18 protein-coding genes are annotated in these 25,312 nt (G+C 57.2%); 7 read left to right on the top strand and 11 right to left on the bottom strand.

Annotated elements, in window-relative coordinates:
- Positions 1-89: 89 nt before the first annotated feature.
- From QA640_RS38705 to QA640_RS38695, 3 genes are all read right to left on the bottom strand, one after another.
- Complete coding sequence (locus QA640_RS38705) at positions 90-560, bottom strand: hypothetical protein (protein ID WP_283037898.1); 471 nt, start codon at positions 558-560, stop codon at positions 90-92.
- Positions 561-2,166: 1,606 nt separating this feature from the next.
- Positions 2,167-3,000: a transketolase gene (locus tag QA640_RS38700; protein ID WP_283037897.1), complete on the bottom strand. Its 834-nt coding sequence runs from the start codon at positions 2,998-3,000 to the stop codon at positions 2,167-2,169.
- Positions 3,001-3,581: 581 nt separating this feature from the next.
- Positions 3,582-4,388: an aldo/keto reductase gene (locus tag QA640_RS38695; protein ID WP_283037896.1), complete on the bottom strand. Its 807-nt coding sequence runs from the start codon at positions 4,386-4,388 to the stop codon at positions 3,582-3,584.
- A gap of 571 nt (positions 4,389-4,959) precedes the next feature.
- On the opposite strand from QA640_RS38695, the gene QA640_RS38690 reads away from it, so the two are divergent.
- Complete coding sequence (locus tag QA640_RS38690; RefSeq protein ID WP_283037895.1) at positions 4,960-5,796, top strand: IclR family transcriptional regulator; 837 nt, start codon at positions 4,960-4,962, stop codon at positions 5,794-5,796.
- Between the two features lie 351 nt (positions 5,797-6,147).
- Here the strand turns inward: QA640_RS38690 and QA640_RS38685 are convergent, their stop codons facing one another.
- On the bottom strand, positions 6,148-6,480 hold the full coding sequence (locus QA640_RS38685) for a hypothetical protein (protein WP_283037894.1): 333 nt from the start codon (positions 6,478-6,480) through the stop codon (positions 6,148-6,150).
- A 559-nt stretch (positions 6,481-7,039) separates the two neighbouring features.
- Here QA640_RS38685 and QA640_RS38680 point away from each other — a divergent pair.
- Positions 7,040-8,020, top strand: a complete 981-nt coding sequence (locus tag QA640_RS38680) for a reverse transcriptase/maturase family protein (RefSeq protein ID WP_283037893.1) — start codon at positions 7,040-7,042, stop codon at positions 8,018-8,020.
- A 532-nt stretch (positions 8,021-8,552) separates the two neighbouring features.
- On the opposite strand, the gene QA640_RS38675 is transcribed toward QA640_RS38680, so the two are convergent.
- From QA640_RS38675 to QA640_RS38665, 3 genes are all read right to left on the bottom strand, one after another.
- Complete coding sequence (locus QA640_RS38675) at positions 8,553-9,779, bottom strand: D-amino acid dehydrogenase (RefSeq protein ID WP_283037892.1); 1,227 nt, start codon at positions 9,777-9,779, stop codon at positions 8,553-8,555.
- Positions 9,780-10,449: 670 nt separating this feature from the next.
- A complete protein-coding gene (locus QA640_RS38670; RefSeq protein ID WP_283037891.1) occupies positions 10,450-10,851 on the bottom strand; it encodes a hypothetical protein in 402 nt (133 codons plus the stop codon).
- A 103-nt stretch (positions 10,852-10,954) separates the two neighbouring features.
- Entirely contained in the window at positions 10,955-12,076 is a 1,122-nt protein-coding gene (locus tag QA640_RS38665; RefSeq protein WP_283037890.1) for a KamA family radical SAM protein, read from the bottom strand.
- 658 nt (positions 12,077-12,734) lie between these two features.
- Here QA640_RS38665 and QA640_RS38660 point away from each other — a divergent pair.
- Positions 12,735-13,055, top strand: coding sequence for a hypothetical protein (locus tag QA640_RS38660; protein ID WP_283037889.1), 321 nt, complete (start codon positions 12,735-12,737; stop codon positions 13,053-13,055).
- 131 nt (positions 13,056-13,186) lie between these two features.
- On the opposite strand, the gene QA640_RS38655 is transcribed toward QA640_RS38660, so the two are convergent.
- The 3 genes from QA640_RS38655 to QA640_RS38645 form a co-directional block, all read right to left on the bottom strand.
- Entirely contained in the window at positions 13,187-14,620 is a 1,434-nt protein-coding gene (locus tag QA640_RS38655; protein ID WP_283037888.1) for a hypothetical protein, read from the bottom strand.
- A gap of 442 nt (positions 14,621-15,062) precedes the next feature.
- Complete coding sequence (locus QA640_RS38650; protein WP_283037887.1) at positions 15,063-15,770, bottom strand: hypothetical protein; 708 nt, start codon at positions 15,768-15,770, stop codon at positions 15,063-15,065.
- Positions 15,771-15,813: 43 nt separating this feature from the next.
- Positions 15,814-17,982 carry a 2OG-Fe(II) oxygenase gene (locus QA640_RS38645; protein ID WP_283037886.1) on the bottom strand — a complete coding sequence of 723 codons (2,169 nt, stop codon included), beginning with the start codon at positions 17,980-17,982 and terminating at the stop codon, positions 15,814-15,816.
- A gap of 462 nt (positions 17,983-18,444) precedes the next feature.
- Here QA640_RS38645 and QA640_RS48460 point away from each other — a divergent pair, with 462 nt between their 5' ends.
- Together QA640_RS48460 and QA640_RS48455 are read left to right on the top strand one after the other, a co-directional pair.
- Positions 18,445-18,600 (top strand): type II toxin-antitoxin system RelE/ParE family toxin, encoded by a 156-nt coding sequence (locus QA640_RS48460; RefSeq protein ID WP_349253671.1) that lies wholly within the window; start codon positions 18,445-18,447, stop codon positions 18,598-18,600.
- A gap of 46 nt (positions 18,601-18,646) precedes the next feature.
- Positions 18,647-19,048: a HigA family addiction module antitoxin gene (locus QA640_RS48455; protein ID WP_349253763.1), complete on the top strand. Its 402-nt coding sequence runs from the start codon at positions 18,647-18,649 to the stop codon at positions 19,046-19,048.
- 203 nt (positions 19,049-19,251) lie between these two features.
- Here QA640_RS48455 and QA640_RS38630 read toward each other — a convergent pair whose 3' ends face one another.
- A complete protein-coding gene (locus tag QA640_RS38630) occupies positions 19,252-19,500 on the bottom strand; it encodes a type II toxin-antitoxin system Phd/YefM family antitoxin (protein ID WP_283037885.1) in 249 nt (82 codons plus the stop codon).
- Between the two features lie 1,097 nt (positions 19,501-20,597).
- Between QA640_RS38630 and QA640_RS38625 the strand changes: the two genes are divergently transcribed.
- Complete coding sequence (locus QA640_RS38625) at positions 20,598-23,798, top strand: hypothetical protein (protein ID WP_283037884.1); 3,201 nt, start codon at positions 20,598-20,600, stop codon at positions 23,796-23,798.
- A 110-nt stretch (positions 23,799-23,908) separates the two neighbouring features.
- Positions 23,909-25,279 carry a hypothetical protein gene (locus QA640_RS38620; protein WP_283037883.1) on the top strand — a complete coding sequence of 457 codons (1,371 nt, stop codon included), beginning with the start codon at positions 23,909-23,911 and terminating at the stop codon, positions 25,277-25,279.
- Positions 25,280-25,312 lie beyond the last annotated feature (33 nt).

The raw sequence follows: 25,312 nt of genomic DNA, 5'->3' as shown, positions 1-25,312 counted from the left end.
AATCGTGCCGTTCGAATGCTAGCGCGCGATGCCGCACTTGGTTGGCGATCCAACCGGTGTCAAATAGGAGTACCAACTCCAACGGATCGTCATGCCGCGTTCATGGCGCTATCGTTGAAGCAGCGAAGGCGTTTTGCTTCGTTCATTTTGCGAACTACAAATAAAATCCTGAGCGACTCGACCACGCGCGCAAGTCCAATGGCCGATGTACCGCCGGGTGCAAGGGGCATTATTTCCGCGCGCTGTCCGGTAAGTCTGGCGGTGATTGTCGCGCCGACTTGCTTTGATTCGGCAAAGCTCGGAGCGTTCTGGACTGGAAAGAGCGCGATCAACTGGAGCCATTCATCATCGGTTCGTTGCGACCGCTCGCTCCAAACGACCAAGTCCCCTTGACGTTGATTGCATTTTAATCGAGACGAACTGACCTCTGCTGCAGGGATAGAGGGGCGCACCCATCGACGAGGGAAGTAGCAGTCGCGGTTTATGCGTGCCGTGCCCGGCTTTCCAATCGACGTTAAAAAATTGACCTCGATTTTGAGGCTTCTGCTTTCGCCGCTCAAGGCTTCGCGCGCAGGCGGCGTATCCGTCGCTAACCAAACCTGCTGAGCCCTTCTATGGCGGGGCGAGAACAGCAAGTTCTCTAACTTTGGATTTTACCCGATAAGGGATGAGCATCTCGGTCAAGCCTGAAATCTCCTGGGACAGTGCGTCCCGACGCATCGGTATCGGCGACGCGTCGGTCGGCGCTAGTCACGAGAATCTTATAGAATGAAGGGCAAATCGACGGGGACCGGGAACGGCGTCCGGCGCCACACAAGGAATCCGAAAAATCTTATGAGCGAGGGTTTCTTGAAGCCTTCGGGACCAGGATGCTGCACCGATTAGTGGACAGATAGAGGGAACCGATTGCAACGAATATTATGTCGCCGAGCAACCTCGACAACACTAGCCGTAGGCGCCAGATCTCCACGATCCGAAGCTTCTCGGAAGCGTTTTACCTGACCGGACAGAGCCGTAGCCGTCTTTTACGTTTGGTCATTTGCCTGCACCGCGGCGGCTTACAATGTAACGTGTCATAGCGCGCAATCAACGTAGTTCACATGTGGACGCCGAACCAATTAACTTTGCTAGAACTCCTATTGCTGCGCAGCGGGAGTGTGACGGTTACTCATCAATAGGACGCGATCAGCATACCATGAATCTTAGCGCGCGGCGGCGACCTAACTGCAAGCGGCCAAGATTGCGTCAGCTAGAGCCGGCCCACGAAGGCCAAAGTTGGCGGTGGCCTCATGATAAGTGCCGTAGTTCAACTTCGGGTCAATCCTGGTACCGATCCTGGTCGTGAACCGTAAGATCCTCGCATCGGCCAGAGTCTCGAGAACTATACTCCCTAGTCCGCCGTCCCGATTATGCTCCTCGACAACGACGACACAGGCGGCCCGTCTGGCGGCCTCGCAAAGAGCCTCGGAATCAAATGGACTGAGCGTCGGAAAGTGAAGCACCTCTGGATCAAGTCCACCTTCAGTCAACATTTCCTCGATGTCGAATATGGTCGAACTCGCAATTCCGGTCGATGCAATCAAAGCTCCTTTGCCATCTCGCAGCCGACATGCACGCCCTAACTCTCCCAATGGGCCTCGGTCACTATCAGCCGTGTCGCCACCTAGACGAATATATAGTGGCCCATCCCACTCGATCGTGGATGATAGCAGATGCCGTAACTCGCGATTGGATCGTGGTGCGAGTATTGCCATATTCGGAACTTGGCGTAAGAGAGCGATATCATCAAGGGCCGTGTGGGTCGGACCAAACTCAGTACAGCTTAAGCCCCCTCCAGTTCCGATGATTCGCACCGGAAGTCGCTGCAGACCGATGTCGACGAAGAGCTGCTCGAACGCTCTTCTCGTACCGAACGCCGCAACAAGCTCGACGTAGGGAATCAAGCCGCCTCCTGCAAGTCCAGCCGCCATACCAACCACATATTGCTCTGCGATACCCTCCATGAAAGAACGATTCGGAAAAGCGGCCCTGAATTCGCTCATGCTATTGTAGGTTAGATCGCACCCAACCGCCACAATCCGCATATCGCTTGTCGCCAATTGCTGGAGCGTTTTGCGGTATGTCCCACGCATGATCTACCTCTCAAGTCGACCAGAAAAACGGCATTCACAATAGAGACGGGACTGCGCTGATCGACGGTACTCGTCTATAATGCCATTCGCCACTTCCTTCGAACTCTCCCAGTCCTTTTCCTTTTACCGTCTCACAGATGACTACTCTTGGACCCTGAGCAGACAATGGAAACCGCAGTGCCTCCCGAATAGCGCGACGGTCGTGCCCCGGGACATGACGAACGTCAAAACCAATTTCACGCCACAGTGCCGGCATGAATGGCATGGGCAGGACGTTCTCTGCTGGCCCATTGCACTGTTGGCCGTTTCGATCAACCAATACGGTAAGGTTGGACAGTCGGTGCTTCACGGCATGGAACGCCGCCTCCCAGTTTGCACCCTCATTTAGCTCTCCATCGCCGACCAGAACATAGACGTGAAAGGGTCTCTCGGTTATTCGCGCCGCTAGCGCCATACCGACGGCTATCGGCAGCCCATGACCCAGCGCCCCTGTGGTGGCCTCGATGCCGTACGGGACATTTTTCTCCGGAAGAAGGCCAAGTTCGCAGCCAACCGAACAAAACTGATTGAGTTTCTGCGGTGATATTAGACCCTTGTCCTCAAGCACGGCGTAGAGTGCGAGGCAGCCGTGCCCTTTGCTAAGAATGAAGCGGTCGCGGTCATCCATTTCCGCCGGATCTTGTGGAAGTCGGACAAATTCGTCGTACAGCACAAGAAGAATCTCAACTATCGAGAATGACGGACCGACATGCCCGGCAACTTGTCTCGCGGCGAGCACCTCCAGTATTCTCCGACGTATCGCCTTCGATCGGTTATCAAGGTCGGCTGCTCTCGCTGATTGCTGATCGACAGTTGCGCCTTGGTTCATGTCGGCTCCTCTTCAGTCGGCTATCGTTGCGATCTTTGGTTTGCCGTCGCACCTACGCTATTTGACATGCTAATGCTCGCAATCGACGTTCGCGTTAGATGGCTTTCCTCGTTTTCAGAGCGCTGGCCGTCAAGCAACGTTGGATGTTTCTTCGTAGCTGCATGAGGGGATCGAATGCGTAGTGCAGGAATAGGTCGCCCGGAGAGGGGGCTGATAGCCCTCCTTGTGGCATGCCCCCTTTCCACTGCCCGAGAACGCCGTCGTGCCGCATCGCCAGCGCCTTCAACCAGCGCCCAATATGGTGCAACACCTAGGATCAGTATGTTTACGACAGCTTGAGCAACGGTCCCGGTCGATGCTGTCGAAGGAAGCGGCCACATACTGCCTAACGCCATAATATTTTCGGTTTCGGTGGTGATCACGCACAAGCGTCGCGCATTCGAAGGTCGTGTGTTGGGAGTGATCGGGCACCATCAAGCGTCGCACCAACCACTAGCTCTACATCGTTCTGCCGGATAGCAGTCCGTCGTTGATTCCGCATCGGACCGATTGGAAGCTGGCTAATCGCGATGAATTCAGTTTCAGACGAACGACCCCCGGTGGATGCGACCCTCAGGGCTACCCAGTTGATAGATCCGGTCCATTTCGGCGTCGGTGAGCTGGAAATCCAAAATATTGATGTTCTCCGACAGCCGTTCGGAACGGGAGGTCCGCGGGATCACAACGGCGCCCTGTTGCACTAACCAGCGCAGGGCGATCTGAGCGGGAGTCTTGCGATACAAGCGCCCGATCTGCAGTAACGTTTCGTCACTATTGATCTTGCCCATGGCAATTGGGCTGTAGGCCACGACCGCGAGGCCTGCTCGGTTGCAGGCAGCCTTCAACTTCGGCTGATCGAGATAAGGGTGATATTCCACCTGATTGCAGACTAGCGGCTCGGGACAAATTTTGACCGCCTCTTCGACCAAGCCGACATTAAAATTGGATATCCCGATATGCCGGGTCAGTCCGCGCCGCTTGGCATGGGCGAGCGCACCAAGCGTCTCCGCGAGCGGGATGGAAGGGTTGGGGCGATGCAATAGCAACAGATCCACGTAGGGTTGCCGCAGTCGCACTAAGCTCTCTTCGGCCGAGCGTTCCAAATCGCCCGGTGCGAAATAGATGCTGTTGACCTTGGTAGTCAGGAACACCTCTTCGCGCTTTACGCCGGAAGCATGCAGGGCTTCGCCGACTTCGGACTCGTTCTCATAGGACTGGGCGGTGTCGATATGGCGATACCCGATTTCGAGTGCTTGCTCGACAATGCGCGCGCAGCTGCGCCCCTGCAGCTTCCAAGTGCCAATCCCGATGCCGGGAATACAAGCGCCGTTCGCATTGACAACATACATCGTCGCTCTCTCGATTGGATATTTGAGCGTCGCATCAACGCGAACGTGGCCGCCTGTGATTGGCAGCTGCGCATCGCGCTCGATTGTTCATGTCCGAAACAGGGACAGCTAACTTACTTCTCTATTAACCGGAACTCATTGGCATACGTCCGCCATCCGAGCCACCTACTAGTTTCGGTAGTTGACGGGCGTCAGTAATCGGGTTGTCCTTCCTAGACGATGCCAGCAATCATCGATGCCGCGTGGGCGGAAGGGGGCTCGATAATGGAGCGATGGGCGTCGTCAAGCATCGGCGCGTCAGACGTGCGTATTCGCAGCCCAACGGCCGACCAATCGCTTCTCCTGTCAACATCGTAGGAGACAAGCTGTAGACCGTCATATCCTCGATCGTGCGCTGGCATGGAGGGCTTATCTAGGAGCAAGTCCGTTCAATCCCAAATCCTTTCAACCTCTCTCGAGCCAGTCGGAGGATGGGACCCCTGGCGCAGAATCTGCTTGTATCGGGGTATTGGACTTTACATTCGCATTGAAAGCAATGTGCAGGATCGCAATCCTGTAAGGTTTGATAGTGATGATGCTCAACGTGAAGAACAAGAGCAGGACTGGGCTCAACCCGCCTGGTTCATTCGCGAAGGCCGACATTGACGAACGGCTTTATCTCGGAACCCTCGAGAAGGGGCTACTGATCCTCGCTACCTTCTGTGCCAATCCTCGGCCGATGACACTCGCGGAAGTCTCGGAAGCATCTGGGTTGAACAAGAGTGCAACCCAGAGGGTTCTCTACACGTTGCGGGCGCTCAGATACCTAATCCAGAGCGAAACGACGCGGCAATATTGGCTGTCAGCGAGGGCTTTGGATATTGGAAATGCCTACGTACGCAGCAATCCTATAGTCGAAGCAACTTTCCCGTACCTGCTCGAGGCCAACAGACGATCGCAGGAGACGGTCAATCTGACAGAGCTCGATGGTTCCGACATTATATTTATCTCTCGTGTTCCCGGCAGAAGCGTGATGAGCTCCTACGTACCGATCGGAACGCGCCTTCCTGCGTTCGCCACGGCCCCAGGGCGCGCGATCCTGGCGAACCTTGAGCCCGCCTCAACCAACAAAATTCTGCGCGCGATCCCCGCCAATCGGCAAAAAATTCTCAAGCAATTGGAGATAGTGCGCCAAAAGGGCTTCGCGATAACCGATCAGGAGGCGATGCCTGGCGACATCTCGACGGCCGCGCCGGTGTTTGGCTACGACAACGAAGTTGTAGCTGCCGTTAACATCGCAGCTTCGACTGCCAATTGGACGCGTAAGAGAGTGGAAGCTAAACTCAGCCCGATCACAATTGAGATCGCACGTCAGATGTCCAAGGTCGTTTCCCAGCATAGGCTGCATTCGACGTATCAGTCTTTGTAATCCAACGTCAACTCGGTAGGACTGGTTACGGGCAGGTCAAGTCATCCAGCTATCTATAGCTGCGTGGCGATAGTCGCCGAATTCCGGCCGTCGCCAAAGTTGCCTTGAACGCCGCATTTGGGTGTCCAAGAGCAAAGCTCTACCATTTTGACCGAGAACAAGGCTGGATAGCCGAGTCGTCCATCCTGTCACGGTTGATACCACGATGTAACCAAAGGCTACCGTCCTTCCGACGGATGCCGAGCTCTTGCATGCGACAAAAGGACTCAACCTCTCGCAAGACGGCACGGCGTCAGGCTGCGGCAGCCGATCTCGCGTGGGCCACCTCTGCGCCGACGATGGCTTAGCGTCCTAACGCTTTTGGATCGAAGCCGTCCAGACGGTCCGAAGGTCCTGAAGACCCTTGCCGATCTCCTTAAACCATTCCTCCTGCCGCTTCATCAGCGGTTCTCCGACGGCGCGTTCAAGAGCTTCTTGAAGGACGTCGCCAACGAAAGGCACTGCGGCTAGGTTGACCTTGGCAACTGAGTAGCCGAACCTGCCGAGACCCTCCTCGGGGAAGTCAGGTCGCCGCTTGAGTGTTTCGGCGCGGCTAGCGTTACGAGGCCGAGTTGTGGTGGAGACGAAGGCCGAAAAGCTCACTGTGAAATGAAGGCACGACGTGACTGAGACGGTGAGGGCCAAGGCGAAGGCCTTCCAGACATGGGTGGGGCATGCCAACAATCACGCCAAGACCTATGGTGGCAAGCCATGGCGCTATTCTGGCCACGAAGTTCGGCCAAACGGCGATCATCGAAGAGCCCGAGCCGGCGTAGGACCAACTCATCACGAATCAATCGACTCGATTCGCGCAGACACGCGACGAGACATAAGTCAATTAGGGAAAAGATTTCAAGCACCCTTGCGGACAAACATTGGTGCTCCCATGTCCTAAGCCGCCTCTGGAATTGGCCAGTTGGCACGGTCGTTTGGAATGTCAACTGCTAGCATGACTGCCGCGCAGGCCGCGACGATTGAAATCGTCGGTCCAGCGAAGTCGCGCCACGAGACTGTGAACATGGTTCGCACCTTGACGATTAGACTATACTGCATCGCGTTTTTGAAACCCGCGTTGGGGGAAAGGCCGTTTTAGACAACGGGAAAGAAGCCGACGGATGGATGCGTGCGATTGGGAGGCGTTCGGCGCAAGCCGAGGTTCAGGGTTCGAGCCAGCCTCCCAATCACTGCGAGATTGGGGGAATGCTTGGGGCACGAATGGTTCAAGAGGCGGGGTTATCGCCACTTTGACGCGCCAGTTGGTCTTTCTTTTGTGTCTTCAGCGTGCAGTCCCGCGTTCGTCGCTAAGCATTCCTGGCTTCCACTGATCCACTACGTCAAGCGCGTCAAACGTTACAGGCCGAAGGATGGGAAGACGGTCTTCAAGGAGCGTGACATTATGTTCGCGTCGCACCGCGACGCCTGCATCCTTACCAAATACGCCTATGAAGCCGGCGAGCTGCTTGATCGGCACTACGAGCAAACGAAACTAGACGACCACGTTATCGCCTATCGCAAGCTTGGGCAGGCCAACTACGATTTTTCGGCGAAGGCTTACCGTTTTGTCCAAGATCGTCGGCCTTGTGTCGTGCTGTGCTTTGACATTACCCGATTCTTTGACAATCTTGACCATGGCATCCTGAAAGATCGGCTAAAGCGTCTGCTAAGCGTCAAGGAACTTTCGGCTGATTGGTACGCTGTTTTTCGGCACGTCACGAAGTTCAGCAAAGTTGAGCGGAAGGCGCTGGAAGCGCACCCGGTATTCTCCGCGAGGATAAAGGCAGGCGGTCGCAAGCCGATTACGACAATCGCGGAGCTTCGCAAAGCGGGCGTCGCGATCCTCACCAATCCGGACAGGTTTGGTATTCCGCAAGGAACGCCAATCAGTAGCGCTTTTTCGAATCTCTACATGATGGATGTGGATGCCGCGATGGCAAGTGCCTGCGCCAAGATCGGTGGCCTGTATCAGCGGTACTCGGACGACATTCTCGTGATTTGTCCGGTCCATGAGGAAGCGGAGATTACGAAAGCGCTGAAAGCGGTCATTGCTGACCACAAGCTTGAGATCAAGGACGAGAAGACCGAACGGGCCGAGTTTGGGGCCGGGAGCGACAAGAGCTTTCAGTATCTAGGATTCAACATGTCGAAGGATGGGGCTTCGATCCGGCCTTCGTCAATGGCACGGTAGTGGCGCAAAGCCAAACGCGCCATCGCAACAACGACGAGGATTGGCGAACGGGCGATCGCGGAAGGTCGCGCGAACAAGATTTTCACCAAGAGGCTGCGCAAGCGCTTTACTCCGGTCGGAGCCCGCAACTTCTCCAAGTATGCGCGGCGCGCGGCCGATGCTTTTGGCTCCAAGCAAATTGTTCGACAGGCCATGAAATTTGAACGGATGGCAGACCAGGCCATTCGTGAGATCGAATAGATCACTAACTTACCGAACGGAAGTTAAGGGCGCGAACTGCGCCGTCGCTCCACCATCGAGCGCATCATCGGACAACTCAAACGCCGAAAGTCACCGCGGCCGTTGTTATCTCAAGGACCGCGCGGGCGGCAACGGCAACTGCTTCCTAGTCCGCCCGTCGGCCAGAATTTAACGCCCCATCCTTGCCTAACTCCTGAGATTTTTGGTCTCGTATCCTGACCGCACTCATTGCAGTCATCAGCGTCCCGTCAGCCTACAGATCAGTTCCTAGCGGACGAGATTGGATCGCTACTCAAACTTTTCCTTGCGTAATCAGGTCGGAAATCAGCTTTGCAGACCCGCATGCCATCGTCCATCCAAGTGGACCGTGGCCGGTGTTCAGCAAAAGGTTTGCATAGGACGTTGGTCCGATCAGAGGGGGCCCACCAGGCGTCATCGCGCGCAAGCCAGACCAATTTAGCACAGCATTTGAGTCGATGTGAGACATCAGGGACGGTAGGATCTTCATAATGTCGTCCAGAACGCGCCGTCCTTCCTTTTCGTCAAGACGTGTGTCGTATCCAGCGAATTCGGCTCGACCGCCCATGCGCAGTCGATCGCCCATGGGCACCATCATCGCATGGTATCCATCATCCATAACGGGGCGTGTTGGCCCTCCCTTCCACCCGTTTAGGGCCACAGTGACGGAATACCCTTTAACGGGAATGATCGGCAACGAGATGCCCAATGGGCGAGCCAATATTGGGCTATAACTGCCGAGCGAAAGAACGTACACATCTGCAGATACATCGCCTCGTGATGTCGACAGATGCGAGATTCGCCAAGAAGATCCCTTGACTATCTCCAAAATATTGGTGTTCAGCTGGAACTGAACGCCTAGTTCAGTTGCCAGTTTCGCGATCTCATTTGTGAACTTGTGGGCGTCGCCACTTTCATCATCCGGAAAGAATACCGCGCCGACGTAGCGGTCAATAACAGCACCGAGGCAGGGCTCCTTCTCAAGAATCTGGTTCTGATCGAGCACCTCAAACTGGACCCCCCATTCCTGCATCTCGCGGCACATTTGTACGAACTCAGGCATCCGCCCGCCATGAGGAAAGACCCGCATTGTGCCACGCGTCGTTTGATCGTAGTTGAGATGCGCGGTTTGGCGGATACTGCGCAAGGCCTCCAAGCTCAATCTCGCGATCCTGATGTTGGAAATCATGTTCGCCTTGTGCCGCTCGTAAGTCGAGTTCGCCAGGAACCTGAGGCCCCAACTAACCATTGACGGTATGGCGCTTGGGTTAATCTTTAAAGTCGGATTGTGGTCGAAGAGCATCTTGCCGAGCTGCCTTACCGTTCCTGGCGAATTCCACGGGCTAGCGTCGCTCGGCGTCATCAATCCTCCATTTGCGAAACTTGTTTCCATTCCTGGCCTGTCGCGACGATCAACGACCGTGACCTCGTGTCCCTTCGTCGCAAGCATGTAGGCCGTTGCGCAACCCACGACTCCGGCGCCTAGAACAGCAACTTTCATCTCGCCATGACCCTCGTCTCGTTCTGATATAAGATTGTCGGCTGCGATGCGGCTTGTCACACGCGCAACCATTTCGTCGTGCTGTATGTAAGCGGAGGATCTGGCCAGAGCCCGAAATGTTTCAGGTCGATCTGGCACTTGAGATCCTAGCGCTGGCAGCAGATGACACGCGGCCGGGGCAGAAGATCTCACATTGCAAATCCGACATCCGCGTCAGCTCGACGATCGTCGGTAGAATGAAAGTGGCTTAGCGGACGAAACTCCTTGCTGGCTAATCACGCCGGCGTCGGAGAACCGACAACGAGTGACGTGATGCCGAAACCGCGCTGCAGCTCTTCTGTTAGTCGTGACACCACTGTTCGTCGCAGTAGCCCGCGAGTGTTGGTGGGCACAATCTCTATGCGGCTTCCAAGAAGGGGAAGCGACATTTCCAGGCATGCATCCGGCGCCCCTTCCAAAAACTAGTTGCGCTTCAACGCACTATGAGAGCCATGGAGTCGCGCGCGGCCATTCCTTCTCCGGGTAAGGCGACCGCCCCCGTCGGCTCCGCAGGCCTGTCGTAGAGGGCCGCTGCAAGTTGCGCTCGGCCTATCGGAGGCCTGTGGACACGCCAGAACGTTAAGAACGCGACCGGACTTCGTCGGCAATAACATCTCGCTCCAGTGGCCCTTCAGCCGGTACGGATCGCAAGTTCGGGCTTCACTACCTGAAGCCGAATGGTCGCGCCGCTGTGCCGTGCAATTCCGCTGAGGCTCGTGTCGACAATATCGATCAAGTCCTCAAGCACCGCGCTTGGTGTCCCATTCTTCCTGCTTCGTCCAAATTCTCCAAGCAGCAACAAAGCACAATTCTTGTCGGGTCTAGCGCAGAAAAGCAAAGTAGTGCTATCCTCATCCCAAATAAGGAATGCATCGTCCGACACCATGCCGTGATGCCGCTTGTACACTTGAAGCAGCCTCGATCGAATCACCAGATAGTCCTCAGAAGTCTCGATCACTCCACCGAGCGATAGATACGGCAGGCTTGGCGAGCTCTGCAGCCAAACCTCAGTGCCGTCCGCTTTAAGAAACATTCCGCCCTCCTGGAGTTTGCGCGGCTTTCGACCGCCGTAACGACAAGTCCTGACTGGGATTGCGATGAGCATAGGTTTGCGCAGCACACTTAGGACGCGGCTCTCAAGCGTCAGGATCCTTCCAAGTCCTCCACTCATAGTTGCGTAAGACGATGTGCCCCGGTCCCGAGCCAATCAGGTAATTCGGATTGAGCGGCGTCTTACCAAGCGGCGTGCAGATCACATATTGTGGCACCGCAAATCCAGAGGTATGTCCGCGGAGATTCTCGATGATATGAATCCCCTCGGCTATTGATGTTCTAAAGTGCTCAGCTCCTCGCACTAAGTCAGCATGATACAGGTAGTACGGTCGCACGCGCGCCATAACGAGTGCGTGGACCAGCCGTTTCATAACGTCGACCGAGTCGTTGATTCCTTTCAACAGCACGGATTGATTTCCCACCGGAACCCCTGCTTCGAGAAGCCGCTCGATTGCGAGTTTGGCCTCTGATGTCACCTCGTTGGGGTGATTGAATTGAGTGTTTATCCAAATCGGATGATATTTCTTTATCATCTGACAGAATTCGGGCGTAATGCGCTGCGGAAGTGTCACAGGAGCCCGAGTGCCGATACGAATAATCTGTACATGTGGAAGCTGCCTGAGGCGCGACACGACATACTCGATCTTGTTGTCGCCGATGGTAAGAGGATCACCTCCGCTCAACAAGACGTCCCGAATTTCCGGCCGCGCTTCGATGTATGAAATTCCTTTGTCAATCAAAGATCGATCACTGACGATTGAGTCGTGACTCGCGTGGACCTTTCGCGAGCAGTGTCTGCAATACGTCGGACACAGGTTGGTCAGATGAAAAAGCACGCGATCAGGGTACCGGTGCACGATGCAGTTCACATCGGTCTTCCCCTCCTTCCAAAGAGGATTCTCGGACTCCACGCCTGATCGGTGGAATGACGGGAGTTGGTCTATATGATAGATGTCAGTAAGCTCCTTGACGTTTGGAAGAGCCTGGAGGCGAACCGGATCGTTTGGATCGTTCCGATCCATCAGCGATAAGTAATATGGAGTTACTTGAAACACATATCGCTTACCTACTTTGTGAAATACATTTTCCTCTTCCGGCGCTAGATTTAGGTGATCTCTTAGGGCCTCAAGCGTGGTGATGCTATTATCAAGTTGCCAACGCCAATCGTCCCAGGAGTCATTTTTCAACTCCTTAGTAGATGGCATACGAAGTCTCCGACTCGAGTGGCGTGGTCTTAGTGGACTGATGGGCAAGATGGTACAAGGACTAGCTAATTCTTCCCGCGATTGATGTGCCGGCACTCCGCTCTCGTCGCGCACGATCCCTCAGACTCAAACTTTGTGCCAATTAGCGGATCGACGAAAACAAGCGATTTCGTCGGAATACGCTCGCTAGTCGCGACGCAAAGACGGAGGCGTGAATTGGCAACAGTGGTCAGGAAGCCGACACATCCGACAGAACTTGTCGGAATTCTAGCATAGGGCTTAGTTCAACGTTCCGCGCTCAGCCGGGCGCCGCAGTTCGCGACGGCTTCCACAAATCGGTGTTTTTGAAGCAGTTGGTACACCCCTCCATGAAGAGATCGCGGAGTTCGCCGACCCACGTCACGAGGCTCTGCAGCTAGCATGAAGTGTTTGAGTTTGGCGAAGATCTGCTCGATCGGATTGAGGTCAGCGGCGGCAGGAAGTTGCGGTGGGCGCGGGCGGGTTGGCGAGTCGCTTTGCCCTCGTGGCTCATCGTCCCCTTGCCTGTCGCTAAGGAGCCCATCTCAGTCGAGGAAGTGCGAGACGCGCCGCTAGGCGGGCTTCTGAAGGGTAGAGTGCTGGTTGTCTTTAAAGCGGACGCGGGTCGAGAGCCAGAGAGATGAAGAAGCACACCGTGATTCTGCCGGTAGTTGCCGTCCATCGTTGGCATGCTGTGCGCCGTGGCTGGGCTACTCTGGATGGCGGATGTTTGGCCCCCCAAAGCTTTCAAATTAGCGCCACCACCGAGGGCGAAGCAGACAAAGACGTATATCTCCCGAAGCTTTTCCATATCGCCGTCGATCACCTTCCAGTCTCGCCAAATAAAAAAGCCGAGTCTCAGTCCCGGCTAATCGGGAGCATCTCAATTTTTGGTTTGGAATTAGGAATCGAGGATCCGAGACGGTGGACGATTGACGGCAACTGGCGCACCACGGCCTGAAGATGGGAATCTATTGCTTCGCCGCGACGCTATGATGAAGCGGCCAGCCACACGCTGCACCCGACTAACTAATCTGCGAAGGCCTGCGAATTCCCCGCTCCGCTCCGATTGGAGCAATACACGTGTCTAACTCACATTCGCCCGGCGCTTCTGAGAACCGCGATCGTCCGCAGTGCGATATTGCGCATCAATCCGATCTCAGCCATGTCCCGACCGTCGGCGAGCGCTTTCGCAACGAGCGCGAGCTCACGCCAGCACAGATCGGCCTCCGGAGGCGCCTCGTGCATCCATAGGGCCGTGCGCAGAACAGTCTCGGCCCATCTGTCGCGATGCCGCGGAAGGGCGCTCTGCAAGAGATAACTGGCAAGCTTGGCGTGATCGCGACCGCGCGCAGCTTCCACCGCTTGTGCGACCTGTGGATCGTCCTCGAACCAAGACAGGGCAACGGCATCGAGGTCGGCCAAATCGTCGCTCTTGCGTAACACCGAAGCGAGCGCCGCGGCCTCGCACATCGTCTTCGGAATGTCGGCGATCAACCCGGTAAGCGCTTCACTGAAAGCTATCCGCGCGGGTTGCCAGTCGGCGCCGCCGATCGTCTCGGCAACGTGAAGTAAACCCAACGGCGCGGCTTCCCGCTTCTCTGTGCTGAGCGCCAAATGATGCGCCACTGCGCGGTCGAGATATGATCGGGACACCGCAAGCATAGGGGAATTCCTCCCCGCGCCGGCCAAGGTCGCCTCGATCCGGCGAACCGATTCCGGCTCGCCGCTCCAGGCATCGGCAATCCCGCCTTTGGTCAGAACCGACGATATCCGCTTCTTCCGTCCGGCCGGCGAAACCAGCAGGAAACCTTGTGTTGTGGACCCGTCAATGGCTGAGGCGACAACTGCTTCGATGCTACCCGCCTGCCACTGCGCACAATCGATCCCAGCCGTGCGCGACTTGCGGATGACGGCGTCGACTTGGGCTCGCTCGTCTTCAGGCCGCCAATTGCGCATCGCAATCAGCCGCCGAATATCCGTCTGCGTCAGCGAGGCGGCGACCTGATCAAGCGCTACGGCGACCGCGCGGCGAACGGCAGTATCCGGATCGAGCAGGAACAGAACTGCAGCGGCGCGGGCTTCCGGTATCCCCGCGAGCGCCATGGCTCCTGCCAAAGAGCTTCGGGTTTCCACCGGCATGGCGTGGCTGCTCTCGATCAGCGAGCCGACAACCATGAACGGATCGCCGCCGCAGGCTTCGAGGATACCGCCGAGTGCCGCGCGGACGTCGGTCGGAAGCGGCCCGCCCTCGTCCTCATTGTTGGAATGCCTGGCCGATGCGGCCGCAAGCTCCGGCGATGCCGGGATCTTCGATTGGTGCAGCGCTGCTCCGACGAAGGAGAGCATGCGCGCATCGACCTGTCCCGCCTCAACCCGTGTGACGACGTCGGCCTGAAAATCCGCGATGAACTTGGCCGCATCCGCATAGCCGCGATCGGTGCGATAGCGCAGGTGCTCGAGCAGCCGCTGCAACAGAAACAGATAACCGATGCCGAGCGCCTCATCCTTGCCGGCCGGAGGCATGTGCCGGGCTGCGCCCGCGAAAGCCGTGAAAATTTCGCGTGGGGAGCTTTCGCAGTACCGATCGAGGTCGGCACTGAACGGGGGGGGCCGGCCCTTGGCTACGGCGCGCGCAATCAGTCTCGCATAGTCGTCCGTCAACGAAGACTTTGGCTGGACTCGAGCCATCGACATTACCTCCACGAATCATACGAGGTTAGCCGCCAGGCGCGTCTCGGCTCCTTGAAAGTCATTGAAATCCACAGCTAATGTGCCCTTGTCGGGGCAGAGCAAACGCGGGCGAACTCCTGGCATAGCCTCGCGCACGTGGGCGCGATTACGCGCACCTTCCGGAAAGAATGGCGCAGAAAATCGCGAATTGGCGCGCCACTCAAAACAAAACTGCGAACTCATATGTAATTGAAATTGCGTTATGATTGGGCGGAGCCGGAAATCGAGACAGCGTCTATCGGACGAGATCGCGTTGCACATCTGCCAATGCCTGCGGCTCGACCAGCAGACCCTGTCGTTCGTAACGGCCGCGGGTCCTGCTGAAGCGCACGACGACAGCGTATCTCGTGCTTCTCGCCTTCACGCGCCGCGTGAGCAAGGCATCGCCTGCCGGCAGAAATTCGAGATCATCGAGGCCAATGCAGCGCAAGCACGCCGGGCTGCGATTCTCCATCATCAACAGATCGTCGGTGCCGCCACACCGATGGCATCTCCACGCGTCGTTCAATGGCTGGATGACCACCAGTTCTGGAGCATGGCTTGCTTTCTCCATCAGACGCGCGCGCTTCCTCTCGGAGAGCTCCGGCGAGACCCAATGAGTCCGATACGACGCGTCGATTGCAGGATTTCCGCTTCGGCTGAAACGGAGTGTCTGCCGTCGCGGCGTACGCGCGACATACACCGTCTGGCTTGCGTTCGGTCCTCTGGCGGTCGCCCATGACCGGAAAAGCTTCATGGCTTCCGAGATGCGCGGCAGGTTGGTCCGGATGACCCTCTCGAGGTAATCGACCTGCCCGCGGCGCCAGCGCTCCACCGCTTCAGGATCAAGCCAGCCGATCCCGACGAGAACGTCGATGGCGCTCACAAAACTCCGGGCGGCAAGCGCCGCTTCCGCTGCCCTGGCGACGCGATCAGCGAGTGGAACCCGATTCGCCCGGCTCATTCCGTGCTCGAACTTGCTGTTCCCTACGGGGCCAGAACAATGTTCATCCGCCCAGCGCCGAAACATTCTCCAGGTCCTGCAGGCGCTGCTTTGCGCGCCGTTCGTAGCTGGCCTGGTTCTTGGTGGCGACGAGCGTGTGGGGGCTACCGCGCCTTTCGGTCGTGAGGTCAAGGTCGCACGCCGCGCGCCGAACGCTTTGCTCGACATGGGTCCTCCGATCCTGGATCGCCTTCAGGCGCCATTGCTGTTGATCCGGCGCAACCAGGAAAGCGCCCAGTCCGCGACAGTCGCCGCACGTGCATCTAAGTGGGTTGGTCCTTGCCCAGTCCCGTGGCGCCTCCAGCGGCAGTGCGATCCGCCTGCGTAGATGGTCGAGAGACGTCTCTCGGAGCCGCGCCACCGCCGGCCACGCAGTGCTTTCCGCCAGTTTAGCAAACGTGCGAGCGGCGGGGACTAATACCTCGTCCGGCTTGTATGTCTTCGACCGGGCCAGCAGGTGCTCGATCGCACGCGCCGCGAGACCTGCATCGATCCGGCTCGTCGCGGTCAGAAGATCGACAACGAAGCCGGGCGACATGGGTGTTGGCCGGGTCCAGGTGCCGACCTCCTCCCTCGTCGGGGCACCCGGCAGGGCGTCGATCAGGGCTGCGCCGATCCGCACCAGGTCGCCCGTCGTACCCATCTTCGCCGCAACGCAGCGCCGCAGCAGATCGCCGCAGGCGCCGAGATGGGCCGGAGCGTTACGGCTGAAAATCCGGACCAGCAGCTCCGTTGCACGCGAGGCCGGAAGGAGGGCGGCCGCGCGCACGATCGCCTCGTTGTCGGGCGCGCCATAAATGCCTTCGGCGGACAGGCCGGCGAGGAATGCGTCAATGCGCGCCACATTGCCGAGCCGGACCAGCAGATTGAGCATCCGGCTCGCGTCAATATTGCCTTCGTCGCGCCACACATGACGAGGCCAGGAGCGCAGCATATGCTCGGAAAGCTCGTCGGCCTCACGCCACAACGGCGACTGGATCTCTGCCTTGCTTGTCTCCCAGCGCGCTGTTAGACCTTCGAGATACGGCTGCGTCGTGCGGAGGCCAGCCTGATTCAGCACCGCGAGCCTCCGCGCACTTGGCCACAACACGAAGCCAGCGCGGCGATAGGTACGCTCGAAGGATGCGCCCTCGTTGCCCGTCGCCTCCTGAAAAACCTGCTCGTCTGGGGCCAGGTCCTCGAAAGCATCAGGCGGGCATAACTCGTCCTCGGCGAACGGAAACTCGTCGAACTCGGCCTCGCCGCCATCCGGACGCCGCCACTCGGTCAGGATCAGCACCCGGTCGATGACCTCGGCAACCTCGAATTCTTCGTCCTCCTCCTCGTCGCTACTCCAGCGGCCCCGGCCGTAATAGCCGGTATGTTCGGCGCTGCCGCTCTCCTCGATCGAGACGAGAGCGAGGTGGAGATCGCAGTCCGCCTCCGCGGCTGCCTTGACCAAGACTGACGCCACGCCGGCGTCAGCCCCCTTGAGGGCACTGAACGACAGCTCCGCCGGCGTATAGGCGTGCTCCAAGGGCAGGATCAGCTTGTCAGGCTCGTCCTCTAGGCTCGCCCAACGCCGCAACAATTTCACGATCCGCCCGTGCTCTGTGCGATAATCGGGCGCTTTCAGCGAGCGTCTCGTGCCGGCGAACCGCAAGTTGAAAATGAGGCTGACGCGAAATCCCGCCTTGACCGGACGCACTTCGTGCACGCAGTCGGCATAGAAAGCCGCAAAGCCGACCTCGGACGGCTCCTCCGGACGCAGGTCGAGCGTCACTTCGCGGCCGAGATGCTTTATGACCAATTCGCCACCGCCATGCGTCGAGGGCAGCACGAGCACCAACGTCGCGAACATGCCGGGGACCTTCTCGGTATCGCGGTGGTCGACGAAGAAGCTGCCGGTATCGTAGACTAGAAGCTTGTAGAAATCGGGCGCCACCGGCTCACTCACACCGAGCCCGAGGGCTACGTCGGCGACGAGCCCGGCCAGGGTTTTGTCCCAGTTACGCCCTCCGATCCGAACTTTGGCGGAATCGACCTGCCAGGTTCTCCGGACTTCGCGATCGACCACCGTCTCCTCGCCCCGCCCATAGGGTGCTGCCTCGGCGATTGCGACAAGCCGCTCGGCTTGGACGGGCAGGATAGGAAAAGCGATCCTGCCCAAGCCGTCGACATCGATCGTCGGCATGGAGATCTCCCGAATTCCGCCGACGCAAAAGTTGCTCGGACGCTTAACGGAACGCAGGCTGTCGAGCAACGCGGTACCGATCGATGACATGGAAACTCCCGGCAAGCTGGTCAGCGTTTCGTCGACGATCGAAAAGTCGGCGTGCTGGGCCGTCAAGAAAAGACACGCAGCGAACGCAGGCATGGCAAATCGCGATCATATGTCACTGAGGCCGCCGCTTTTCAATGTCGAGAATCTGCGCCCTCGGCGGGCCTCCCGCAGTTCGCCTGCACTTATCTGGAAATGCTGCGTATCGCCACCGGTATCTCTCATCCGGATACAAAGGTTTTGCCACACGTATCTCAATGGGATGCGTATCGCCCGTGATCAGAAGCTTCAAGGGGAAATTTGCCGAGCCGATCCTTCAGGATTCCGAAGGGTTTCCTGGCAAATCTTGCCAAGGTAGCTCGCCGAAAGCTGATCATGGTGGAGTCCGCCGACCTTCTTGAGGTCCTGAACTCGCCTCCCGGCAACCGCCTTGAAGCCCTTAAAGGCGCTTTGGCGGTTAAGCACTCGATCCGCATCAATGATCAATGGCGGGTCGTGTCCCCGATGCGGGTCCAGAAGACGTGGAGATAATCGACTATCACTAGCTCAGACCGGCCGAATGCGGGCCACATAGGAGATCGTAAGTGGCAAAACTTCCGCCGGTTCATACCTGCGGGAGGAATTTCTCGTTCCGCTCAAGCTGACCACTTACGCGGTCGCGGCCGCGCTGAACGTGCCGCGCGCCCGGATCGAACGCATCGCGCGCGAAGAAAAGCCCGTTACCGCCGACACCGCGCTACGGCTCGGCAAGTTTTTCAAGACCGGCGCGGCGTTCTGGATGAACATGCAAGCACGCTTCGATCTCGAAACGGCCAAAGACGTGCTGGTGCCGCAGATCAAGAAGATTACGTCTTATGAGGGCGGTGTGAGAGCAAATCGCGCGCGCCCGCTATCTTGCAACCCCAGGCTTGACCCCCGCCGCAACATTCAAAGCGTGGTCCGGGCGGCCAGATATCCTTCTCGCCACGAATCGCTGTGACCTTTGCCGTACCAGGCCCAACCACGAACGGCATCCGCTCATTGTTCGCAGTTTTATCCTGAATGGTGGCGAACTGGCGCGCCATGGCCGATGAAGATGGGCCTATTGCTCGCCGTGGCGCTATGATGCCGTGCGCAAGTCCACGCTGTCCTATCCGACAATTGCTCGTCCCCGCGCGCACCCCGACGGGAGCGCACGTGCCGCTATTCGCATTCGGTGTCTTCGAGCCGGGTCCCACGTCCCGCGCGTAGGCTGTTTCGCGCTTGTTCGATACGGCGCAGAAAGCGCGGGTCATGTTCGACGCGGTACTCGAACCAGTCCTCTTCCGACCCGAAGCCGATCAATACGCCTGCGGGCTTGCCATGGCGTGTGATAACGATCTCCTGCGCCTCGGCTTCTCGAAGAAAGCGAGACAGATCATCCTCGATCTCGGACAAAGGAACTTCCTTCACTCCAGATCTCCGAATTGTGCGAGCCATAACTCGGCCTCCGATTTGGGCCCTATTGCCAGAACCTCGACGGTCGCGCCGGACACACCGTAGAAGACCCGGACCTCGTCTACCCGCAGCCGATACTGCGGAGGCAGCAATCCTCGCAATCGCTTGATGAGACTGCAGCTCGTTTTCTTGGGCTCGTGCCTTAGATGCTTTTCGAGCGCAGCCCGAACTGTCGCCCGAACATTTGCCGTCAGTCTCTTGAGGTCTTCAACAGCTTCGGGGGCAAGGATGGCCTCGAAAGGCATTCTGGCCAGATTATAGCCAAATTTGCCTAGGCGTCGAACAGGCAAATGGCCGTGACGCCGAACGAACGCTGGCGCGGCCGCGGTTAGGCTGCTCTCGTCACTTAGGTATCGAGTGGCCATCAACACGTTCTCAAAGACATTGACGAAGTAAAACGGAGGCGCAGACAAGGTTTGAGGTGCTTCCCGGGGAATAGATCGGCAAATGGTAATCGGCCTAGCTCAGAGCGAATCGCTCATAGGAATTTGTGGCGACTCAGTTGAATCATCTCATGCCAGAACATGGTTAAGCATGCTTTCCATCTCAGTTCACCTCTCTCGCATTGCTCGCGTAGAGCAAGGATCAGGCTTGAGCGCGCGAAAAAGCTGCGCAGTGTGCCAACTAAGCGCATAAATTCAAACTCTAGTCGAGTTAAGTCGAGAAACTTTGACTTCAAAGTACGGTACGTTGAGCGCGCCTGGTCCTGTTCGACGGCGAGTTGGATGAAGACATCGAGTGGAGACCGATAAATCTCTACGCAACGTACAAGGGCGTGTCTTTGCCGTGTGGACCGGCAACTCGCTATTGCAGCCAACGAGTTCGTCACCGTCTTAATTATCCGCATCGAAAACGACCAAGAACTTATCGACAAAGGCGGATTACTACTGTAGGTTAAGTGCTCAATTTTCAACGCTCTACTCGCGAGCTTGCCCATAATTATTTTGTTGCAGGTCGCCTGTATATCCGCAGGCTCGATTCTGTTCGGTACAAGCTGGCATGAATGTTTCGTGTCGTGACTATCTCTGCCGACGTATGAGGGAAATGACGCGATGACTGTGCGCGAGCAGCTCTTTACACTGTTGCGCAACCTTCGGTGGATTATTGTTCTGTCGATAGTCTTATCGATATTGCTATACCTCCCTGATCAGATTCAAGAGCTCTACCGGATAGCCGCCGATGACATTGGTTGGGTGACCGTCAGGGAGTTTGTCGCCCTGGGCGTGATTGCGACAACGGTTTGGGCGGCTGCTTTTCAGCTTACCACTGCGTCCCTACCGAAAATCCCTCACGCTACGGGGCGCTTGGCTTTCTATATAAGAGTTGCTCCCGTTGTGCTCGGAGCGCTGCCGATAATCGCCGCGACAGCAGGTCAATTCGCCTCGCGTCCGGCGCAAAAGGTCGGTGAGGTCGAGGAAGTCGGAAGCATTTTCCGCATTCAGGACCAGGCGCTCGCATTCGAGCGGAACATGCTGCTCATCCTCGCATGCGCCATGCTGATCATGCTCGTCTGCTTCGTGATATTTGCCTGGCGGATGGGATCAAGAGATCGCTCCATTGATCTCGCGAGCAGGGCCAATAACGCGTATTTCATCCGGTACAGATTTCTCGCGCTTACGATCGGAGGCATCGCCCTATTGACAGCGGGATTCATTCTGTTCCCGGATAGGCTTGCACAATCTGTCGGATCGTTCGGCGTGATCGCTCTCTTTGCGGTTTGCGTCGTAGGTCTCACCGTCCACTTTGCCCTGATGACGATCGAGTTTACGTTTCCATTTATACCGGTTGTCTTTGGCGGCTTGTTTGTGCTTGCCTCCTTGTTGGGAAGTGACGATCACGAGCTGCGCGCTGTCGCCGAGGCAAAAAGCCTGCCGGAAGATACGCGCATGTCTGCAGTCGCGGCATTCCGTGAGTGGCTTTTACAGAAGCCGCGGGTGGACGAAGCCAAGCGGCTTGGCGAATATCCCGTCTTCATCGTCGCGGCTCAAGGGGGAGGTATCTACGCCGCCAATAATGCGGCGCGGTTTCTGGCCAGGATGCAGGATCTCTGTCCGGCATTTCGGCAACATCTGTTTGCAATAAGCGCTGTCTCCGGGGGCAGCGTCGGGTCGGCAATCTTCGCCGCTGCGCTCCACGCCGACAGTGCGTCCCTTGATTCGAATGCTGCAGACGGAAAGACATGCCCGAAAATCGCGGATTTTCTGGCCGGTGTCGGACGAATCGAAGATATTGATGCTCCTGGGCCGGTAGAACAGCGCGTTGCAAGCGTCTTGGCGACCGATTTCCTCTCGCCTTTGGTTGCCGGTTTTCTGTTTACAGATTTCACTCAAATGTTTTCTCCGGTCGCGATCCCCGCCTTCGATCGCGCGCGCTTTCTGGAATACACTTTGGAGAATGCTGGTGACAGAATGCTTGAGAACAACAATGGCGCCGGCAATCAATCTAATCTGCTAAGGGCCAACTTTCAGTCCCATTGGGCAGCTGGCAACAACATGCCGGCGCTATTGTTCAACACGACAGATGCCGGCAGCGGCAAACGGGCGGTCATCTCTCCCTTCGATATCGATCCGTTACACCCGAAAGACAAGGACCTGTGTATCCTAGCGGCGCTTGATCGTGCTGGAACTGGGGTTGACCAAACTGTCAAGAGCCACTCACTTCGCATTCCGCTTAGTACAGCCGCTTTCACGAGCGCGCGATTTCCGTGGGTGACGCCGGCGGCGACCATCTCATTGAGAAATGACTGCTTAACCGCCAATCCGCAGGCGCGCCTTGTGGATGGTGGATATGTCGAGAATTCAGGCATCGAGACCGCGCTCGATTTGATTGAGAAACTTAATAGTATCAAGAGCACATCCGACGCGCCAAAATTCCGGATTTACCTGCTGTCCCTGGTGAGCGGCCAATTCGGAGATCACGGTTCATTCATGTTCGGTGAGCTCATGGAGCCGGTACGCGCGCTTTTGAGCACGCGAACCTCCCGAACCTATGTCGCGCTCAATCATGCAACCAGCGTCGATCATCGGCCCGATACCGAAGTGACCCCCAGCGTTCAGCGCTTTCCAACGTTCGGCCGCACGGACATAACGGGCTTGTTTTATAGTCTTCCGCTCGGCTGGACGTTGTCCCAGAAGACCGAGGACATCATCTCACTGAGCAGTGGCCGCTTTTGGGATTGTGTGCCGAAGGACGACTTCGATCAGTCCCGCGAAAGGCAGAGCAACGCCGATTGTCTGCAAGTGAAGTTGTTTCATCTGCTGAACGGATCAGTTGCATCCGCATTTGAAACGCTCAAAGACGCCAAACTCGCACGGGCTGCCTACGCGGATGAGCTAGACAAGGAATATCGACCAACTCCAAAGATCAAGCCGCAGCCATTGCTTGCCTGTTACGAGAGCAAGTGGTTGCAAGAGCGCGGTTATCAGAAATACCAGGACAAAATTGCTGCTTACGAGCACCAGCTGATGGAATCGAGCAGGGACCATTCGCCGGCTCCTCCACCCGTGCCGCCATATCGCAAGAGCTACATGGCGTATTTTCAGGCCGAGCAGGTCAAAGCCTTGTTGCAGGAGTGGGATCGCGTCGAAGAAACGGATCCTCGTATCCTGGCCTACATTCTGGGATCGGTCTCCTACGACAGTGCCGATTTTACACGCAGCAGTGAAAACTTCTCCTACAGCGCGGCTTCTCAGCTCCCGAGCAAATGGCACGATCGCATCGACAAAAACAACGCAAAGCTTGCGGCCGCAAACAAGCCGACCGTCGATGTGAACTCATTGCTCAACCATCCCAAGGAATTGGCCAACTTCGTTCTGGGCTACGATGGCAACTCGTTCGGAAACCAACCCGGCACAGACGACGGTTGGCTGTTTCGTCCGCGAGGAATGTATCAATTGGTCGGGCGTGAACAATATCTGGAAGCGCAGGCTCAAACGCGGCAGCTTGGCGAACTGAAAGGACTTGATCTGCTAGCGCTTCCCGACGCGCTGCGAGATGCGAAGATTGCCGCCAAGGCCACTTTTGCTCACTTTCGGCTCCATCCTTACGAAAACAATCGGACACTGTTCGAATTGCTGAAAGACCCTGCGAAGGACTGGACAGCGGTGCGCGCATTGCAGACGGATATGGATCATGCCCCGGCTGACGGCGAGCGCGTTAAGGCAAGGAGCGAGATGTTCCTCGGCTGTATAGAGGACGCGTTGCATCCGACGAAACTCAAGTCCTTGCAAAGCCAGTTCTACGGTGAGGAATGAGAAAGGGTGCTCCGCCAGTTTGCTTTGCCGCGGAGAGAAGTTGCGCCGAAGTCTCGGCTTTCTACAGCCGATGTTTGAACTCTTAAGTTTCGCAGGGGGGATTGCCAAGGATGGCAAGCGATGAAATGTACGGATCGAAGTGTCGCCATAGGTTTGCAAGACTGTCCGTGGCGGCGTTGATATTCGCGACCGCTTTGGGCGTGGCAACGGCCCCGGCGCAAACTGCTTCAAAGCCACTTTCTGCCAACGATGTGTCCACCCTCTTTCCTCCACCGAAATCGGCGGGTGACCTGTCTAATCTGATAGCGGTATCCGATCTCGCCGGCCCCACAGGATCTCCGCAGCGACTTTTTTCCGACGCAGACTTCGCACGCTTTATCGCCAACGCCGAAAATCCCGAGCGTCCCGGAGTGCCGGACTCGGGTGTACGCCACATCCAGCTGCCCGATGCCGTGAAAAAGATCGACGCCTGGTTTGTTGCCGGCATTAGGATCGATCCGGGCGCGCCGGGATTGTCGCCGGACGTCATCGCCCAGTTTGGCCGGCAACCGCAAATCCGTCTCATCATTCAGCCGGTGACCAATGGACCGGACGGATTCAAGGTTCATGACACGGCCGGCCACCTTATCTTTAGCTTTAACCTCGACCCGGATCCGCCTCTCGACGGCTGTGCGCCGTTCCCGCGATTTAAACCCGACGACGAAGCTTTCAAGGCGATCGTTCGTGACATCGCCGCCTTGCGCGATCAGCTTGCAGCCGGACATTTTGGCAATGTCAAAGTCTCCACTGCCGGTGATCTGAATGTGCATCCGGGCCTCGTGGGGGCATCGGCAAAGGCGTTTCGTGATGCACTCAAGGCCTTACTTGAGAAGCATCTCTCTGCCCAGCGCCTCAACACCATGGCCGTCATGGGCATTTCGCCGCCAGAACCTTGGATTTTTGTATCGATGCTAAGGGTCCCGCAGGCTGGCTTGATACCCGTGCCTGGCCCGACGCTTGACGGCTTCCACGCAGCGCAGATGTTCAGCATCATCGGCGGCAAACATGTTGTCCCGCAGCCGGTTACCAACAATCAGAATCCGATCAGCTGTCGTCACGCGGCTTTGCAAAATCCTCCTTTAGCAGCCGCCGATCGCAAGGGTGTTTCGACCTCCGAGTTCATTGACGGCAACTCGCCCAACAGTCGCATACTCGAAATCGTCAATATCATTGCCGATCCGAAGAAAAGCCACTTCTTCAACACGGACTGCGTCAGTTGTCACACCGAGACGGCACAGCCGATCGCCAGGAAAATTCCAAACTTCGCTGTGCCGGGCGTAAACCGAGCGGTGTTGCCAAAGGAAAACTGGAATGTTCGCAATTTCGGTTGGTTCCCATCGTTCTTTAACGGCGGCCCGGCGGCGGCAACGATAACGCGGCGCGCGGCAGCCGAGACAGCCGACGTGGTCACCTTCATCAATAGCCAATTGCTGAACAAATAGCAGACGCCGTCGCCGGTTCCGGCTGCCGGCCGG

This window comes from Bradyrhizobium sp. CB82, from assembly GCF_029714405.1.
Taxonomy (GTDB): Bacteria; Pseudomonadota; Alphaproteobacteria; order Rhizobiales; family Xanthobacteraceae; genus Bradyrhizobium.
The sequence above is the reverse complement of the archived record's forward strand: the minus strand, read 5'-3'. Positions and strand labels throughout refer to the sequence as shown.